The sequence below is a fragment of the Ruegeria sp. O4 genome, from assembly GCF_056535125.1.
The window spans coordinates 378,673-392,592 of record NZ_JBQERO010000001.1; the positions used below are offsets into that span (position 1 = coordinate 378,673).

Genomic DNA, 13,920 nt, shown 5'->3' on the forward strand with positions numbered 1-13,920 from the left:
TATCTTGCCGGGAAAACGCGCGAACACAAAAAGGCATGTCACTCATGACCAACGACCCACTTGTCGTCTTTACCCCGTCCGGCAAACGCGGGCATTTTCCTGTCGGCACGCCCATTCTGACCGCAGCCCGCCAATTGGGAGTGGATCTGGATTCGGTCTGCGGGGGCCGTGGTATCTGTTCAAAGTGTCAGATCACCCCAAGCTATGGCGAATTTCCCAAGCACGGCGTCACGGTGGCCCAGGATGCGCTGAGCGAATGGAACGCGGTCGAGCAACGTTATGACGACAAGCGCGGCCTGAAACCCGGTCGTCGTCTGGGCTGTCAGGCCTCGGTTCAGGGCGATGTCGTGATCGACGTGCCGCCGGAAAGCCAGGTGCATCGTCAGGTCGTTCGCAAGGCCGCCACGGCACGCGCCATCATCATGGATCCGGCAACGCGTCTGTATTTCGTGGTGGTGGAAGAGCCCGACATGCATTCGCCAACCGGCGATCTGGAGCGCCTTGAACGCGCGCTGCGCGAGCAATGGAAAATTGACGCGGTCACAGCGGACCTATCGCTTCTGTCCAAGCTGCAACCGGTTCTGCGCAAAGGCAAATGGGAAGTCACTGTGGCAGTTCACAAAAGCCACAAGGACAGCGTCGCACGCATTGTCGAAATCTGGCCCGGCCTGCACGAAGGCGGGCTGTATGGGCTGGCCATCGACCTCGGCTCAACTACGATTGCGGCTCATCTGACCGACTTGGAAACCGGCGAAGTTAAAGCGTCATCAGGTCTGATGAACCCGCAAATCCGCTTTGGCGAAGACCTGATGAGCCGTGTTTCATATTCCATGATGAACCCCGGCGGGGATCGGGAAATGACAAAAGCCGTGCGCGAGGCGATCAATGATCTGACCACCTCAATCGCCGAAGAAGCCGGCATTGACACCACGCTGATCGTTGAAACGGTGTTTGTCTGCAACCCGGTCATGCACCATCTGCTACTGGGTCTGGACCCGGGCGAACTGGGTCAGGCGCCCTTTGCCTTGGCCACGTCCGAGTCGATGTCCCTGCCCGCACGTGAGATGGAACTGACCACCATGAACCCCCGCGCGCAGGTCTATATCCTGCCTTGCATCGCGGGCCATGTAGGCGCGGATTGTGCGGCGGTTGCCCTGTCCGAAGAACCCGGCAAATCCGAGGATTTGGTTCTGATCGTCGATGTGGGCACCAATGCCGAAATCCTGCTGGGCAACACCAGCCGCGTTCTGGCCTGTTCCTCACCTACCGGGCCTGCGTTTGAAGGCGCTCAGATCAGTTCTGGCCAGCGCGCAGCACCCGGCGCGATCGAGCGGATCGAAATCGATCCCCTTACCAAGGAACCCCGCTTTCGCATCATCGGGTCCGAGAAATGGTCGGACGAAGACGGCTTTGACCTTGATGTCGCCACCACTGGTATCACCGGCATCTGCGGCTCGGGCATTATCGAAGCTGTGGCCGAGATGCGTATGGCTGGCCTTCTGGATGAAAGCGGCCTAATCGGATCGGCCGAACAGACTGGAACGGCCCGCTGCATTCCTGAAGGCCGCACACACGCTTACCTGATTCACGACGCCAGCGCCGAAGGCGGCCCCCGCATCACCGTCACGCAGGGCGACATCCGCGCCATCCAGCTGGCAAAATCCGCGCTATATGCCGGTGCGCGTCTGCTGATGGACGAGATGGAAGTCGACAAGGTGGATCGTGTGGTTCTGGCCGGTGCCTTTGGCGCTCATATCTCGACCAAGCACGCCATGGTTCTGGGCATGATCCCTGATGCACCGCTGGACAAGGTCACCAGCGCGGGTAACGCCGCTGGTACAGGTGCGCGGATTGCGCTGTGCAATATCGGATCACGCGCTGAAATCGAACGCGTCGTGCGCGAGATCACCAAGATCGAAACCGCAATTGAGCCGAAGTTCCAGGATCATTTCGTGGCCGCCAACGCGATCCCGCACAAAACCGATCCGTTTCCGGAACTGGCGCAGGTTGTCACGCTGCCCAATCCAAGCTTCAACACAGGTGGAGAGAGCGAAACAGGCGGTGGGCGCCGTCGCAGACGCCGCGGTTAAACCAGCATAGGAACGACTCGCAGGTACGCCTCGGGTCGTTCCCCAAACTGGTTTCAGGTTTCGAGACGCACCTCGTCCAGCGACGAAACGCCCATCTGCGCCATGGCAATACTCATTTCATCACTCAGCACAGACCACAGCTGCTCAAGCCCTTCTTCCCCTTCTGCCGCGATTGCAAATTGCAGGATGCGGCCGAAGAAGGCAAAATCTGCCCCGTTTGCCAACGCTTTCAAAACATCCTCGCCCGAGCGCAAACCGCTGTCGTAAAACAGCGGGTAATCCAGGCCGACGGCGTTCCGAATTTCTGGCAATACGGCAATCGGCGCTGGCGCACTGTCCAACTGGCGCCCACCGTGGCTTGAGACCTGAATGGCATCGACACCTGCCGACCTGAGGCTCAGCGCGTCCTCTGCATCCAGAACGCCCTTGACCACCAGTTTCCCGGCCCACTGGTCGCGCAGACGGGCCAAAGTCTCCCAGGTCGCCCTGGCCCGGCTTTCCCGGCGATCAAAATCATATCCGTCCATCAGGAAATTCGCCATTTCGGGCTTGCCCCGCAGCAGCGTCGACAGCGACCACCGCGGATGAAGCGCAAAATCAAGCACCTGTTTCGGACCCATTTTGAACGGCATCCTGAACCCATGGCGCAATTCGCGCGGGCGACGTCCCACTTCGGGCACGTCAACCGTCAGTACCAGCGTTTCGTACCCCGCAGCCTTTGCGCGCTCGACCAGCTTGAACGTGCCACTGCCATCGCCGCTGAAATACAGCTGAAACCAGGCATGTCCTTCTGCTTCGACAATCAGGTCTTCCAACGGGGTCGATGCGACGGTTGAGACCCCAAGCGGCACCTCGTACCGCGCCGCAAGACGTGCCAGCATCAGATCTGCACCGGGGGCCGACAGATTGCACATACCCATCGGTGCGATGCCAAACGGGCGTTGGGTCGACCCGCCAAAGACGGAACAAGCCAGCGACCTTTCACTGACATCTTTCAGAATCCGAGGGCGAAGGATCAGCGCATCCAGTGCAGCCCTGTTTCGGGCTGCGCCAACCTCGGCCCCGGCAGACCCATCGATATAGTCAAACACCATCCACGGCAGACGCCGCCGCGCCAGGCGGCGGGCGTCTTCGGAACTGTGGATAGCGCTGGATAACATCAGGCCTGTACGGCCTTCATGAACCGGTCGCGGATCACCACCGGATCCATTGTGATAACAGGCATCTTGGCATTTCCGCTTTCGCACTTAGCCACGATGATGGTCATCTGTTTCGAATCCAGCGCTTCTTGCAGCACGCGGCCGGTGTCTTCGGCCTGACATTCGATTACGCGCTCGCATCCTGCGGCTTCCGCCATTTTCGCCAGAGAGGTCTTCTGCCCGGCATACGTCGGCTGATCCCCAGTGGACCCGTACGACCCATTATCGACGATCAACAGGATATAGTTGTCCGCCACGTTGTTGGCGATGGTCGGCAAGGTACCCAGATTGGTCAGAACCGACCCGTCCCCATCGATCACGATAACCGGCTTGGGCTGCGACAAGGCCAGACCCAGACCGATGGATGAGGCCAGCCCCATCGTGCCCAGCATATAGAAATTGGTAGGCTGGTCGTCGATGGCATGCAGTTCCTGACTTGGAATGCCGATGTTACAAACAACAAGCTGATCGCGCAGGATCGGAGCGATTTCTTTCAGAATCTCAGAACGGATCATTGGTCGCCATAGCCTCCCCAGAAACTGGCATCGGTCAGAATGGCGACCGGTTTATTGCACATAAAGGTGTATTTGAGGATCGTGTCGAGCTCCTCAACATCTGACTGATGGTGGAAATGATAAGTCGGGATATTCAGCTGAGCCAGCAGCGCTTTGGTATGCACGGCCATTTCAACCTGGCAGGCAACCGGTTCGCGCAGCTCTCCGCGATAGGAAATCAGCATGGGCAAAGGCATTCGGTAAAACTGGATCAGTGTCGCCAGCGTGTTGATCGTCACACCGATTGCGGTGTTTTGCATGATGATCGCGGAACGCTTGCCGCCCATCCATGCCCCGGCGCACAGGCCCATCCCCTCGTCTTCCTTGTTGGACGGGATGTGATAGATGTCCTCTCGCTGGTCGATTTCAGCGATGACGCCTGCCAGTTGCTTGCAGGGGACGGTGGTGACGAACGAGATATCGTTGGCCACCAGATCGTCGGTTATCTTCTTGTCTATGTTCATGGTCGGGCTGTTGGTCCTGTTGGGGCGCTTGGCGCGATTAAGGAAATCAGGTTCTGCGATGCACATGTACAGCGCAGGGGGCATGACGAACAACGCGTGACGCTGTCGATCCCAGAAAGTAGTCGCTTAGATCCGGTTTATGCGAACCTATGACAATGCAGTCCACATTGTTGCTGGTCGCGTAGTCAATGATGGTGCGGGCGGTGTGCCCTTTGATGATTTCGGCTTTCACACCATCCAGCCCGTCAACTTTTTGCAACAAGGCCTGCCTCGCGCGCTCGAACCCTTCGGCTACTGCGGATTTGTCCAGATAGGCGCTGACCGATCCCTGTGGCATTTCGTAGACATGCAAGCCGATGACCTCGGCCCCGTTTTCGGACAAGGCACGCGCAATCTCCAGCGTATGCTGTGAAATGCCGTGATCCAAAGCCATCGGGACCAGAATTTTCTTGTACATGGTGGCCTCCAGTTCTGTCAGGTTTATCCCCAGGGTCTCAGGATAATCTTTGGTGCGGCTACAGAGCCAGAGCGGATATCGCGAAACGCCTGCGCGCCATCAGCCAGTGCTCGCTCATCAACCCAATTCAGTGCGCCAAGACGGCCGTCAAAGATCGCCTGGGCCGTGTCGCGGAAATCCTGCGCGGTGTAGGTGTAGGTTCCGATAAAGGTGATCTCCTGCAAGGTCATGCGACGCACGTCCAGACCTCCGGCATCTTCACCCAATCCGACATGCGCGATCACGCCACCCGGCGCGGCCAGGGTCGAAGCGACCGACCGTGTCGCGGCATATCCAACAGCATCAATGACCAACGGGAAAGACCCATTGGGCGCATCCACGAGCGCAAAACTTTCGATTTCCGCCAGATAAGCCCGGCGCAACGCGTTTGGTTCCGCGATTGTAACGTCTTCAATGCCCTGTGCCCGCAGGGCCAAGGCTGCCGCAAGGCCAATGGCCCCCCCGCCGATCACCAAGGCGCGGCGGTCCATCGCAGAATGCAGAGCCTCGATTCCCAATCTGACTGCGTGCCAGCTTACCGCCAGAGGTTCAGCCAGCGCAGCCTTGGCGAAAGAGACATCCTCGGGCACGTCGACAAGATTGCTGCCGGGCATCGAGACGTATTGCGCGAAAGCGCCTTCGCGCGGTGGCATCGAGATGATCTGACGATCCGGGCACAGATTCTCGCGACCCGTCCGACATGCCGCGCATTGGCCACAGGTTACCAGCGGGTTGATCGTCACCCGGTCACCGGCGCGGATACCATCAGCTATGACACCGGCTGCCTCGTGCCCGAGGATCAGGGGCGCTGGGCGACGTGCATCATGGCCCAGATAGGCGTGCATGTCCGATCCGCAGATGCCAACCGCCTCGACCCGGATCAGGTGTTCCGATGCGCCCGGTTCGGCATTCGGCACATCGTCAAACACCATGTGTTCAACACCTTTGTAAACCAGAGCCTTCATTTGGCAGTAAACCCTCCGTCAACCATCAGAACCTGTCCCGTGACATAGTCAGACGCCCGAGAGCATAAGAACAGGATCGGCCCGTCGATATCCTGCATCCGCCCATTGCGTCCGATACAGGTTTGCGCGGCGTTCCGTTCTGCGCGCTTGGGGTCCTCGAACACGGCCTGAGTCAGTTCGGTGGGAAAGAACCCCGGGCCGATGGCGTTGGCGTTTATGCCAAAGGGCGACCACGCCTCGGCCATGGCGCGTGTCAACTGCCCGATCCCCGCCTTGGACGCGCCATAGGCGATACCACCTGGAAAAGCGCGCGTTGTTTGTAGCGAGGCGAAATTGACAATACGCCCCCACCCCTTTTCCTTCATCGCCGGAACCATCGCCTGGCTGAGGAAGAACGGCGCGCTCAGGTTCAGGGCAAGCGTGGCATCCCACCCCTCAGGAGTAACATCAGCAGCAGCCTCACGCGTATTCACCCCAGCCGCATGGACCAGAATGTCGGGGGGGCCAAACTTGGAAGTGACGGCCTGTGTCAACGCATCTACCCCAGCGCGATCTGCAACGTCTGCAACAACCGCTGCAGCGCGCGTGCCAATCTCGGCCCGCATCTCCGCCAACGCATCACTGCGCCGGGCAACGCCGATAACACGGGCACCTGCTGCGGCAAGAGTCCGTGCCACTTGCCGCCCAAGTCCCGAGCTGGCACCGGTGATACACGCCACCCGGCCAGTCAGGTCAAACAATGAGCGCGGGTCATCCATCGGCAGTCAAGTCGAACTGCTCGTCCGGGAAGTACTTCGCAAGACGCACATCTGCTGCACGGGCGTGACCCTCCATTCCTTCTAACCGCGATATCCGCGCGGTCGCTTCGGCAATGGGCTTCGACCCTTCGCGCGTAGCCCGCTGCCACGTCACTATCTTCATGTATTTGTGGACACTCAGCCCGCCAGTATAGCTGGCCGCGCCCGAGGTTGGCAGAACATGGTTCGTACCGGTCGCCTTATCTCCGTATGACACGGTTGTTTCCTCGCCCAGAAACAGCGATCCATAACAGGTCAGTCGTTCCAGCCACCAATCTAGATCCTCAGCCTGAACCGTCAGATGCTCAGGTGCATATTCGTCGGAACAGGCGGCCATCTCTTCGCGGTTGGAACAGACGATAACCTCAGCATAATCGCGCCATGCGGCCGAGGCGTTCTCGCGGTTCAGTTCCGGCAGATCGGCGATGAGCGCAGGTACCAGTTCCATCACCTTTTGCGCAAGGTCGCGATCATCGGTGACCAGCCAGACCGGCGAGTTGTATCCGTGCTCGGCCTGACTGACCAAATCGGTGGCGACGACATGCGCATCGGCAGACTGATCGGCAAGGATCAAACTGTCGGTCGGACCTGCGATCATGTCGATACCAACCTTGCCGTACAGGATGCGCTTGGCTTCGGCCACGAACTGATTGCCGGGGCCCACAAGGATGTTGGCGCGCGGCAAACCGAACAGACCGTAAGTCATGGCGGCAACACCCTGCACGCCCCCCATGGCCAGAATGCTGTCGGACCCGCAGATATGCGCCGCATAAACGATGGCAGGCGCAACCCCTTCGCCAGGGCGCGGAGGCGAGCACGCTGTGATGTGGCGACATCCCGCAACTTTCGCGGTGGTCACTGTCATAATCGCACTGGCGATGTGGCTGTATCGCCCCCCTGGCACGTAACACCCTGCAGCATCCACTGGAATTGCCTTCTGCCCGGCGACGAAACCCGGAACGATCTCGGTCTGAACGTCAGATACGGTCGCTTTCTGCGTTTCGGCAAAGCGCCGCACATTGTCATGGGCGAAACGGATGTCGGCCTTCAGCTTTTCGGACACTTTTGCACAGGCGGCCTCAATCTCAGCCGGGGTCAGCAAGACATTCCCTTCGTACTTGTCGAACTTGGCGGCGTATTCTCTTGCCTTTGCATCACCGCCCGCCTCGATATCGGTCAGAATTGTCTTCACCGTATCATGCACCTCTGAGGCGTGTGATTGAGCCGTTAAAGTTGCCTTTTTCAGATATTCACGAGGCATGTTCAGCAGGTCCTATTGGTAGATTTCAGGTAGCAATGTTGTCGACACGGCTGGCACGTAGGCGATCAGGATCACTACGATCAGCATGGTCAATACGAAAGGCACGGCTCGGGCGGCAATCTTCAGAATGGATTCACCGGTAATGCCAGATACGACAAACAGGTTCAGCCCCAGCGGCGGGGTGATAAAACCCACTCCCAGCGCGGTGATCATCATGATGCAGAACTGGATCTCATTCATGCCGATATTGTCCGCCAGTGGTTTCAGGATAGGTGCCAGGATGACGATATTCGGCGTCGTCTCCATGACGCAGCCCGCTGCGATCAGGATGCCGATCATCAACAGGATCAGCAGAGATGGGTCGTCTGTCAGCGAGGTCACCGAAGTGACAAACCCCTGAGGAACACCCATGATCGCCAGCGCCTCGGCCAGCGGAGCCGAAAAGGCGATGATCGGCAGGATCACCCCGTTCACCTTTGCAGAGCTGACCAGCATCGACGGAAAATCCGCCAATGTCAGCGTACGCAGGATGAAGCCCATGATGATGGTGACGACAACAGCCGTGGCACCAGCCTCAGTCGGCGTAAGTCGGCCCGAAAAGATGCCATAAAAGATAATCCCCGGCACGATAAAGGCATACCAGCCAGACCTGAGCGCCTTGCCCAGATTGGCCAACCACTCCCCCATGGTCATCATGCCGCCGCCTTCGTATGCATAAAGGCGGTTCATGATGATGTTGGTGATCAGGATCGACACCAGGATAGCCAGACCCGGGATCAGGGCGGCCAGAAAAAGCGTCGATGCGGAAATACCCAGCACAAGGCCGATGATGATATAGGCGATCGAGGGCGGTATCAGAATGCCGGTGCAGGCACCGGCCGCGACCAGAGCACAGGCGTAGGGGCGCGGATACCCGCTTTCCACCAACCGGTTGATGGTCATCCTGCCAACCGCAGCAGCCCCGGCGGCGTCTGATCCCGAAATCGCGGCAAACATTCCGCAGACCAGCACCGTGGCCGATCCGAAGCCGCCCTTGGCGAAGCATGTCAAAGCCTCGGCAACATCCAGAAACTTGCGTGACAACCCCGTCCGAACCAGAACATCCCCGGTCAGGATAAACAGGGGCACGGCAGTCAGGGCAAAAGCATCGATGCCGGTAAACAGGCTCTCTCCGACAAGGCTGAGAGGAAGGTCACCGGACATGATCAGCATTACGATCGCAGCCGTTCCAATGGCCGCCCAAACCGGTACGGCCAAAGCGATCAGGGCAACAAACAGGATCACCGGCAGATAAAAATCCCAGCCCAGTTCAACAGTTTGATTGAGGGAGTTCCAAAGCATCCGGTCTCTCCTCAGTCAAACAGTTTGTCGCCTTCGAAGACGGGCGTGCCGTCGCGAAGGCATTTCAGATCGCGCAACAGGGATTGGATCAGCCGCCAGATCATCAGGGCAAACCCGGTCGGCACGGCCATCAGGAACCAAACCTTGGAAATCCGCAATCCGTCCGTAACGGAACCAAACTTGGCCGAAACGTGCACGGCTTCATACGACCAGTAGAGTGCGATGATCGCCACCAGGAACATCACCAGATCGCCGAAGATATAAAGCAGTGCCTTGGGGCGCGGCCCGACATAGTGCATGATCACATCGATCCGGATATGAGCGCGCTCTTTCACCGCGGCAGCAGCACCGATCCAAGCCAGATAGATAAAGGAATACCGCACGATTTCCTCGCCCCAGATCGAGGAATAGGCGAATATCTCGCGCCGCAGCACCTCGATGGCCATGGTGATCACCAGCATCACGTAGAACACCAGCAGCAACCAGCGTTCTGCGTTTCGGTCAATGTTCTGAAGAACGGTCATCTGATCCTCCGGCGATGGGACAGCCCAGTCCGTACCTGCCTTGACGGGCCACTGTCGGCCGCGCGGTACAAGAATCGTGGACGCCGACAGGCGCCCACGGGTTTCACCTTAGGCGTCGTGGACGTAGTATTTGCCCTGCGTACCGGCCGCTTCGACCAGCTTCTCAAAGTTGTCCATCGAACCGGCCAGTTCCGTCTTGAAAGGATCCCATTCCGAACGCTGATACCCACCGGCATCCTGCCATTCCGCCAACTGATCATCGCTGAGTGAATGGAATTCAACACCTGCCTTGTTCAGCTCGGACATGGCGTAAGCACGCGCCGATGGAACCTTGGACAAGTTCTGATGGCCAGTCATCTCGGCACCCCACATAATGCCTTCCTGCACGTCAGCAGGCATCGAGTTGAACCACTCCAGATTACAGGAATAAACCTGACTGTCCGGAACGGCCTGCGTGAAGGTCACATGGCTGAGGATGTCCTTGAAACCAAAGACATACAGTGCGCCAACTGACGGGTCGAGCGCGTCGGCAACACCCTGCTTGATCGCCGAAGGTGTTTCACCCCATGCCACAGGCGTCGGGTTGGCACCAACCATGCGATAGTATTGTTGCAGCATCTTCGAACCGGGAACGCGGAACTTGATCCCGCCCATGTCCCCCGGTGTTATGACCGCATTGCCACCCTGCCTGACTGCGACAACACGCGGATCGATGTTCACGTAGAACAGGGCCTTGAAGCCTGCCGCCTCGACCTTGGGGTGGACTTCGCTTTTCCACGTGTCCGAATGGACAAGGTTGGTGAAGCGCTGGTTCGACCCGCACAGATACGGCATGTTGATCAGGTCGACCGTGGACGCAAAAGGCGCAAAATTCGACAGCGAGTGCTGCGCGGCCTGAATGGTTCCACCCTGTACTTTCTGCACCAGCGCACCGCCCGCGCCAAGCTGACCACCGGGGGCCAATTTGACATAGACCTTGCCGTTGGTAGCATTCTGGATGTTTTCCTTCAGATCCAGCTGCATGATCGGATAGCTGCGCGACGCACCCAGCACATAGGCTGTGGCCACCGTCATAACGTGGTCTGCGGCCTTTTCGCGCTCACTTTCTTCTTTTGCGGTTTGCGCGGCAGCCTCGGAAGACCACAAAACACCCCCTGCCCCGGCAACCAATGCGGCCGTGAACGCGCCACTTGCGCTCAGCTTCAGAAAGTTGCGACGTTCTGTTGACGTCAGTTCAATCTCGTCGTTGTTCATGAATTGCCCTCCCAAGCAAAAGTTCAGCTGCCGTCTGTTGCGTTTCGGTCAGCTTCCTTTTTCAGAATCGCGACAACGAACAAAATCGACGCCGCGAACAGAACCAACATCTCTCCTACGTCACCAAGAAACGCGCGGCCTGCGAAAGCACCCAAAGCAACGTTGGCGAAATAGATCGCGAAAACGACGACAGATGCAGCAAGGACCATTTCCGGGACTCCCGTTCAGAATCGGCTCAACACCTTTGTAAGCGCTTACATCAATATTGCAAGCGCTTACATTGGTGCTTTCATCATTTGAAAAATGCGATTAACTTAAGCCAACTGGAATTGAGAGTTCGAGAATGTCAAAACATCGGTCTGCTCCGACACTGGATGACGTTGCCAAGGCCGCGGGTGTTTCGACCGCGACAGTGTCCCGGTGTCTGAACAACCCGCAACAAGTTGTTGAAGCAACGCGCAAGCGTGTCCTGTCGACGGTCGAGGAATTGGGGTACACGCCAAATTTCGCGGCCCGCGTGATGGCGGCCAAGCGGTCATTTACCATTGGCGCCATCATCCCCACCATGGAAAACGCGATATTCGCAAGGGGGTTGCAGGCGTTTCAGGAAGAGATACATCAGCGTGGTTACACGCTGCTGGTCTCCAGTTCAGCCTATGAGCCCGAAGCGGAAAAGGATCAGATCCGAACCCTGGTCGCACGGGGTGCGGATGGGCTGTTATTGATCGGTCATGACAGGGACGCAGATATTTACGATTATCTGGACAGACGGAAAGTGCCCGCGCTGGTTGCCTGGTCCTTTCTGCCGGATAAACCTGTGCCGTCAGTTGGGTTCGACAACCGCAAGGCCATGAAAGCGCTGGCAGACCAGATCATCAGACAGGGACATACGCGTCTTGCGACGATATCGGGTATCAGTTCGGGTAATGACCGGGCGCGGCTCAGGATCGCTGGGATAAAAAGCGCCATGGCTGAACACGGCCTGCAGCCGGATGACCTAATGGTGATCGAAACCACATATGAGTTCGAGAATGGCGCGACGGCATTCAGGGATCTCATGGCGACTGACATGCCGCCGACCGCAGTTTTGTGCGGAAACGATGTTCTGGCAGTCGGCGCATTGAGGCAGGCGCAGAAAATGGGGCTCCGAGTGCCCGAAGACGTGTCGATTACAGGCTTTGACGACATCGAAATCGCGCGCATTGTCAGCCCTGCCCTGACAACGGTTCACGTGCCCCACCGTGAAATGGGTCAAAAGGCTGCGCAGGAGTTGATACGAATGATCGAAACGAACTCTGCGGGCCAGTCTTTGGAGCTTTCGACCCATTTGGTCACCCGAGACTCCTTGCTTGACCGCATTCCTTAAGGCTCAGAAAGTTCGGCGATTCATTGCATGTAAAAGGCGCACCGGTCTACGATTCAGTGTGACGTTCCGCTTTCATTGACCTGAATCAAAGCACGCAATGCGACCACATAGTGAAGTACGAATATATCATCGGGCCCGACGCTCACTTGCCTGACCCCAAGCAAATTTTCCGGTGATCAGTGATTCAGTGGTGTGAAAGTTCGCTCCGTGGGCGCGGCGAACGTGCGGCGCGCTCTCCTGCCGACTACCCTCTGGCTACTCGGCACTTACCGCATGCCAGTAAATGCAAATGATCAAGGCGACGGGACCAAGCACGGAAACGTCGATGCCAACTTAAGACACGCGATGTAATCCAATTGGCGGATAGATGATGTCCATCGTTGAACAAAAGACACCAAAGCTGCGGCGGGCGCTGACGACCCCGCTGCTCACGCTCTATGGGCTTGGAGTTACTGTTGGAGCCGGAATTTACGTGCTTGTTGGTGCGACGGCCGGGATTGCGGGCCCGTATGCCGCTGTTTCGTTCCTGATTGCTGCACTTGTTGTTGCGCTGACTGCCCTGTCTTACGCAGAATTGGCAACCCGATATCCAGTGAGTGCAGGTGAAGCCGCTTATGTCGAAGCAGGGTTTCAGAAAAGCTGGATGGCCGTTCTGGTTGGTCTCGCGGTGGCCGCCTCGGGCATCATCTCGGCCTCGGCCGTGGCTATCGGGGCCGCGTCGTACCTTCAAACGCTTACAGGTTTAGGCATTTCAAGTCAGACAATCGGTGTAGTTCTGATCATGGGGCTGATCGCCCTATGGGGGATCACGCAGTCGGTAATGGTGGCGGCAGTCATTACCATCATAGAGATCAGCGGGCTACTTGTCGTTATTGGTTGGGGCCTGTCCCTTCCTGAGCCTCAGGGCTATGCGCTCACCCAGATGGTTCCCGGGCTGGACCCAAACGCCTGGAGAGGGATTTTGGCCGCTTCGCTTCTGGCGTTTTTCGCCTTCGTGGGTTTCGAGGACATGGCAAATGTCGCTGAAGAAGTTAAAGACCCCGCCGGAACAATCCCGAAAGCGATCCTGTTGACGCTTGTTCTGGCCACGGTCTTGTATCTTGGTACGTCCATGACTGTTCTGTATGTGGTGCCGATCGATGTCCTTTCGACGTCCGCCGCACCGCTGGCCCTGATTTTTACGGACGCGCCCGAGGTTATCCAGCAGGGGTTTTCGACCATTGCCATCGTAGCCACGATCAATGGTGTTCTGATCCAGATGATCATGGCATCCCGCGTGATTTACGGGCTCGCGGATCGGGATCATTTGCCTAAGTTTCTGGCTACGGTATCTCAGGTCACTCAGACGCCAACGGTAGCGACAATCATGGTCACGGCGATAATCCTGTTGCTGACCCAAACGCTTCCAATCGCCATTCTGGCCGAGCGCACGTCGCAAATTGTTCTGGGGGTCTTTGTGCTGGTCAATCTTTCACTGATCCTTTTGAAGACCCGGGCTGAAACCGATGAACCGCAGTTCCGCGTGCCACTTGTTGTTCCCCTCTTTGGGGTGGTGACCAGTTTGTTGCTTTTTGCGTCCGCGTTTCTGTAAGCCTGTATCATTGGGTCA

Annotated in this window: 14 protein-coding genes; 3 read left to right on the forward strand and 11 right to left on the reverse strand. The window is 57.8% G+C overall.

Features of this window, described 5'->3' with window-relative positions; all coding sequences use genetic code 11:
* Window positions 1-44 precede the first annotated feature (44 nt).
* Entirely contained in the window at window positions 45-2,090 is a 2,046-nt protein-coding gene (locus tag ACR0J7_RS01895) for an ASKHA domain-containing protein (RefSeq protein WP_480913124.1), read from the forward strand.
* Window positions 2,091-2,143: 53 nt separating this feature from the next.
* On the opposite strand, the gene ACR0J7_RS01900 is transcribed toward ACR0J7_RS01895, so the two are convergent.
* The 11 genes from ACR0J7_RS01900 to ACR0J7_RS01950 all read right to left on the reverse strand — a co-directional run bounded on the left by ACR0J7_RS01900 (window position 2,144) and on the right by ACR0J7_RS01950 (window position 11,154).
* The gene (locus ACR0J7_RS01900; RefSeq protein ID WP_480913126.1) at window positions 2,144-3,250 is read right to left on the reverse strand and encodes an alpha-hydroxy acid oxidase; all 1,107 of its coding nucleotides are present in this window, start codon (window positions 3,248-3,250) and stop codon (window positions 2,144-2,146) included.
* Window positions 3,250-3,804 carry a sulfopyruvate decarboxylase subunit beta gene (gene comE / locus ACR0J7_RS01905; RefSeq protein ID WP_209503877.1) on the reverse strand — a complete coding sequence of 185 codons (555 nt, stop codon included), beginning with the start codon at window positions 3,802-3,804 and terminating at the stop codon, window positions 3,250-3,252. The genes ACR0J7_RS01900 and comE overlap by 1 nt, the downstream gene beginning before the upstream one ends.
* Window positions 3,801-4,307: a sulfopyruvate decarboxylase subunit alpha gene (gene comD / locus ACR0J7_RS01910; RefSeq protein ID WP_480564695.1), complete on the reverse strand. Its 507-nt coding sequence runs from the start codon at window positions 4,305-4,307 to the stop codon at window positions 3,801-3,803. The genes comE and comD overlap by 4 nt, the downstream gene beginning before the upstream one ends.
* A gap of 46 nt (window positions 4,308-4,353) precedes the next feature.
* The gene (locus ACR0J7_RS01915) at window positions 4,354-4,764 is read right to left on the reverse strand and encodes a universal stress protein (RefSeq protein ID WP_480564692.1); all 411 of its coding nucleotides are present in this window, start codon (window positions 4,762-4,764) and stop codon (window positions 4,354-4,356) included.
* A 23-nt stretch (window positions 4,765-4,787) separates the two neighbouring features.
* A complete protein-coding gene (locus tag ACR0J7_RS01920) occupies window positions 4,788-5,768 on the reverse strand; it encodes an alcohol dehydrogenase catalytic domain-containing protein (protein WP_480564689.1) in 981 nt (326 codons plus the stop codon).
* A complete protein-coding gene (locus tag ACR0J7_RS01925; RefSeq protein ID WP_480564686.1) occupies window positions 5,765-6,526 on the reverse strand; it encodes an SDR family NAD(P)-dependent oxidoreductase in 762 nt (253 codons plus the stop codon). The genes ACR0J7_RS01920 and ACR0J7_RS01925 overlap by 4 nt, the downstream gene beginning before the upstream one ends.
* Window positions 6,519-7,826: a histidinol dehydrogenase gene (gene hisD, locus ACR0J7_RS01930; protein ID WP_480564683.1), complete on the reverse strand. Its 1,308-nt coding sequence runs from the start codon at window positions 7,824-7,826 to the stop codon at window positions 6,519-6,521. The genes ACR0J7_RS01925 and hisD overlap by 8 nt, the downstream gene beginning before the upstream one ends.
* Window positions 7,827-7,838: 12 nt before the next feature.
* Window positions 7,839-9,167, reverse strand: a complete 1,329-nt coding sequence (locus tag ACR0J7_RS01935) for a TRAP transporter large permease (protein ID WP_480564680.1) — start codon at window positions 9,165-9,167, stop codon at window positions 7,839-7,841.
* An 11-nt stretch (window positions 9,168-9,178) separates the two neighbouring features.
* On the reverse strand, window positions 9,179-9,691 hold the full coding sequence (locus ACR0J7_RS01940) for a TRAP transporter small permease (RefSeq protein WP_209503870.1): 513 nt from the start codon (window positions 9,689-9,691) through the stop codon (window positions 9,179-9,181).
* 108 nt (window positions 9,692-9,799) lie between these two features.
* On the reverse strand, window positions 9,800-10,945 hold the full coding sequence (locus ACR0J7_RS01945; RefSeq protein WP_480564676.1) for a TRAP transporter substrate-binding protein: 1,146 nt from the start codon (window positions 10,943-10,945) through the stop codon (window positions 9,800-9,802).
* A gap of 23 nt (window positions 10,946-10,968) precedes the next feature.
* A complete protein-coding gene (locus ACR0J7_RS01950; protein ID WP_267366030.1) occupies window positions 10,969-11,154 on the reverse strand; it encodes a hypothetical protein in 186 nt (61 codons plus the stop codon).
* A 134-nt stretch (window positions 11,155-11,288) separates the two neighbouring features.
* Here ACR0J7_RS01950 and ACR0J7_RS01955 point away from each other — a divergent pair, with 134 nt between their 5' ends.
* Window positions 11,289-12,311, forward strand: coding sequence for a LacI family DNA-binding transcriptional regulator (locus ACR0J7_RS01955; protein WP_480485585.1), 1,023 nt, complete (start codon window positions 11,289-11,291; stop codon window positions 12,309-12,311).
* A gap of 370 nt (window positions 12,312-12,681) precedes the next feature.
* Window positions 12,682-13,902, forward strand: coding sequence for an APC family permease (locus tag ACR0J7_RS01960; RefSeq protein WP_480564673.1), 1,221 nt, complete (start codon window positions 12,682-12,684; stop codon window positions 13,900-13,902).
* Window positions 13,903-13,920 lie beyond the last annotated feature (18 nt).

Bases quoted from the DNA above. Each gene is read 5' to 3' on its own strand.
- ACR0J7_RS01895 (WP_480913124.1), top strand. From the start codon at position 45: ATGACCAACGACCCACTTGTCGTCTTTACCCCGTCCGGCAAACGCGGG.
- ACR0J7_RS01900 (WP_480913126.1), bottom strand. From the start codon at position 3,250: ATGTTATCCAGCGCTATCCACAGTTCCGAAGACGCCCGCCGCCTGGCG.
- comE (WP_209503877.1), bottom strand. From the start codon at position 3,804: ATGATCCGTTCTGAGATTCTGAAAGAAATCGCTCCGATCCTGCGCGAT.
- comD (WP_480564695.1), bottom strand. From the start codon at position 4,307: ATGAACATAGACAAGAAGATAACCGACGATCTGGTGGCCAACGATATC.
- ACR0J7_RS01915 (WP_480564692.1), bottom strand. From the start codon at position 4,764: ATGTACAAGAAAATTCTGGTCCCGATGGCTTTGGATCACGGCATTTCA.
- ACR0J7_RS01920 (WP_480564689.1), bottom strand. From the start codon at position 5,768: ATGAAGGCTCTGGTTTACAAAGGTGTTGAACACATGGTGTTTGACGAT.
- ACR0J7_RS01925 (WP_480564686.1), bottom strand. From the start codon at position 6,526: ATGGATGACCCGCGCTCATTGTTTGACCTGACTGGCCGGGTGGCGTGT.
- hisD (WP_480564683.1), bottom strand. From the start codon at position 7,826: ATGCCTCGTGAATATCTGAAAAAGGCAACTTTAACGGCTCAATCACAC.
- ACR0J7_RS01935 (WP_480564680.1), bottom strand. From the start codon at position 9,167: ATGCTTTGGAACTCCCTCAATCAAACTGTTGAACTGGGCTGGGATTTT.
- ACR0J7_RS01940 (WP_209503870.1), bottom strand. From the start codon at position 9,691: ATGACCGTTCTTCAGAACATTGACCGAAACGCAGAACGCTGGTTGCTG.
- ACR0J7_RS01945 (WP_480564676.1), bottom strand. From the start codon at position 10,945: ATGAACAACGACGAGATTGAACTGACGTCAACAGAACGTCGCAACTTT.
- ACR0J7_RS01950 (WP_267366030.1), bottom strand. From the start codon at position 11,154: ATGGTCCTTGCTGCATCTGTCGTCGTTTTCGCGATCTATTTCGCCAAC.
- ACR0J7_RS01955 (WP_480485585.1), top strand. From the start codon at position 11,289: ATGTCAAAACATCGGTCTGCTCCGACACTGGATGACGTTGCCAAGGCC.
- ACR0J7_RS01960 (WP_480564673.1), top strand. From the start codon at position 12,682: ATGTCCATCGTTGAACAAAAGACACCAAAGCTGCGGCGGGCGCTGACG.